The organism is Halanaerobium sp. (assembly GCF_003070835.1).
This window is the reverse complement of sequence record NZ_QBLR01000405.1, coordinates 1-2,616: the sequence shown is the minus strand read 5'-3', so window position 1 is coordinate 2,616 and position 2,616 is coordinate 1. Positions and strand designations below refer to the sequence as shown.

Genomic DNA, 2,616 nt, shown 5'->3' with positions numbered 1-2,616 from the left:
GATTAATCATTAGACGAAAGGAGTTTTTATTATGCCATCTTTACAAGTTAGAGATTTACCAGAACATCTTTATCAAGAAATTGTCCAATTAGCTGAAGCCGACAGAAGAAGTATTACCCAAGAAACAATAGTATTATTGGAAAAAGCTTTAAATATAGAAAAAGAAAATAAAAAACGTCGTCAACAACTTCTAAAAAAAATACAAGAAGAAACCAATCAAGAACAGAATGATGAAGAAATATTAGATCCTGTAAAATTAGTTAGAGAGGATCGTGAAAGATGAGAATTACAATCGATGTAAGTGCAGCTGTTGAAATAGTGATGGGTGGTAAAAGACAACAAGAAATTGTAAATATATTAAATAATGCAGACTGGGTAATTGCTCCTTCTCTTTTTATTTATGAAGCTAGTAATACATTGTGGAAATATCATGAATATCAAGATTATAGCAAAGAAGATATTATGAAAAAAATTGAATATCTTTATAAAATGGTAGATCAGTTTATTGATGCCAAAGACATTTTTGAAGAAGCTTTGCCACTTTCATGCAAGATAAGTCATCCTACTTATGACGCTATGTATTTAGTTACAAGCAGGCGTAAAAATGCTACTTTAGTAACTTTAGATAAAAGATTAGTTAGAGCAGCTAAAAGTATTGATGTTCCAGTAGCAGTAATTACTTAGCCCAATGTCAGATAACGATACTGGGATTCGCGCTCGTGCCTGATTCCGTCAGGAACTGGCGTAAAGCTTGCTTTTTCGTATCCATAATTGGTTAGCCTGCAAGCTTTATGACACAGAAGGCATGGCGTCACAATCCCATGTTATATGATGCCGTAGCTTTGTCTATTAATCTATCAATTATTAACTTACTTCATGTAAAAGAAAAAAATTCCTGCATTTATACAGTAATAAATGTTTTATATAAGCTTAATCTTAAATTTTTACTTCCTTTTATAACATATATGTGATATAATAAATTTAAAAATTAGAGTGAATAGATTATGTATAAAATTAAGTATTATGCCGAAAATAATAAATCTCCAGTAATTGAATTTATTAAAGAACAGTCAGCTAAAGGAAAGGCTAAAATTCTAAGAGAAATAGAACTTCTAGAAGAATTTGGTCTATTTCTTGGCATGCCACATCTTAAAAAGTTAAAGGGATATGATGATCTCTGGGAATTACGAATAAAGCATAGTTCTAATATATTTAGGATTTTCTTTTTAAATTATCAGGATGGTATCTTTGTTCTTTTGCATATCTTTAAGAAGAAATCTAATAAAACTTCACAGAGAGAAATAAATATTGCGCTTAACAGACTTAATTCTATCAAGTGAGGTGAAACAAAATGAAATTTATAGATCATAAAGATCTTAAAAATCAACTTTTTGAATCTGAAGAAGTTAAAGAAGAATATGAAAAACTGAATGTTATGTATGAAATAAAAAAACAAATAATTAGGTATAGAATAGAAAATAATTTAACTCAGAAAGAATTAGCAGATAGAATTGGAACTAAACAGTCTGCTATCTCCAGACTAGAAAATGATGATTATAATCCGAGTGTTGAATTTCTTGATAAAGTTGCTCACGCACTTGGTAAAAAACTTGAAATTAGATTTAATTAACAGTGCTGAAGGTTCAACGGCACTGTTTTCTTTATGCTTTAAATTTTTAGTTGTTAAAGCGTTTGCTACGGTTTCATATAACGTTCCGAGTGTTCCCGACGTGCCTGTCCCCTTTGGGCCTGTTACGATGTTTGCTTGATATTAATTATCGGTTTATATCATCAGTAACTCCTGCAAACATCATAACAGAAGGCATGTCCGATAGCGGGAACACTCTGTTAGACGAAGTCCTAATCTTCTTAAAATTTAATAAAAATTTTATTATGATAGTAAATCAAGATATCTCTTTTAATATTTCTTCTATTTTGGGTTTAGTTTCTGGTAAATTAACTGTTATAACCTGCCAAATAATATTTAGATCTACTCCAAAATATTCATGAATTACTATATTTCTTAAACCAATCATTCTTCCCCAAGGAACACTTTCATTTTCTTTATATATTTTTTTAGAAAGTTTATTAGCTGCTTCACCTATAATTTCTATATTTCTTAAAACTGCATCAATAGTTCGATCATCTTTTTTAAACTAGGTGGTACACAATTCGATTGGTAGGGTGGTACATTTTTCGCTTGACAAAAGCAGGTATATCACATCTCTTAATATATCTTCCTTTAATTCTGGTTTCAAAGCCTCTATAGTCACTAAATCAACTTCTCTATCTAAATTTTCTTCTAAAAATTTTTTTAAATCTATAAATTCCCATCCTATATTTTCAGAAAACTCTACTAAGATATCTATGTCACTATCTTCATTAGCTTCATTTCGAGCAAATGAACCAAAAAGACCAATACTTTTAACTTTATAATTCTTCTCTAAAATAGGTTTTAACTTCCTAAGTTTTTTCTTAAGGTCTTTGTTATCCATCTTTTTCACTCCTCCACTTTTATATAAGATTTTCGGCTAAATAAGCCCTTGATTGATAAGGCTTAATAGCACCTTTCAAAATTTTTCACCCCAACCTGAAACCAATATTTCCCTTTATCAT

At 29.9% G+C, this 2,616-nt stretch carries 5 protein-coding genes and 1 pseudogene; 4 read left to right on the top strand and 2 right to left on the bottom strand.

From position 1 onward, the window contains the following. Positions 1 to 31 precede the first annotated feature (31 nt). From CI949_RS19700 to CI949_RS19685, 4 genes are all read left to right on the top strand, one after another. Positions 32 to 283 carry a hypothetical protein gene (locus CI949_RS19700; RefSeq protein WP_073160990.1) on the top strand — a complete coding sequence of 84 codons (252 nt, stop codon included), beginning with the start codon at positions 32 to 34 and terminating at the stop codon, positions 281 to 283. Beyond that, positions 280 to 684, top strand: coding sequence for a type II toxin-antitoxin system VapC family toxin (locus CI949_RS19695; RefSeq protein ID WP_073160992.1), 405 nt, complete (start codon positions 280 to 282; stop codon positions 682 to 684). The genes CI949_RS19700 and CI949_RS19695 overlap by 4 nt, the downstream gene beginning before the upstream one ends. Before the next feature lie 320 nt (positions 685 to 1,004). Beyond that, on the top strand, positions 1,005 to 1,340 hold the full coding sequence (locus CI949_RS19690) for a type II toxin-antitoxin system RelE/ParE family toxin (RefSeq protein WP_089656221.1): 336 nt from the start codon (positions 1,005 to 1,007) through the stop codon (positions 1,338 to 1,340). An 11-nt stretch (positions 1,341 to 1,351) separates the two neighbouring features. Next, a complete protein-coding gene (locus tag CI949_RS19685; RefSeq protein ID WP_073160997.1) occupies positions 1,352 to 1,630 on the top strand; it encodes a helix-turn-helix transcriptional regulator in 279 nt (92 codons plus the stop codon). A 274-nt stretch (positions 1,631 to 1,904) separates the two neighbouring features. On the opposite strand, the pseudogene CI949_RS19680 reads toward CI949_RS19685, so the two are convergent. Next, a pseudogene (locus tag CI949_RS19680) lies at positions 1,905 to 2,144 on the bottom strand (HepT-like ribonuclease domain-containing protein); the annotation flags it as partial. 12 nt (positions 2,145 to 2,156) lie between these two features. Continuing rightward, entirely contained in the window at positions 2,157 to 2,495 is a 339-nt protein-coding gene (locus CI949_RS19675; protein ID WP_089656223.1) for a type VII toxin-antitoxin system MntA family adenylyltransferase antitoxin, read from the bottom strand. Positions 2,496 to 2,616: the final 121 nt, after the last annotated feature.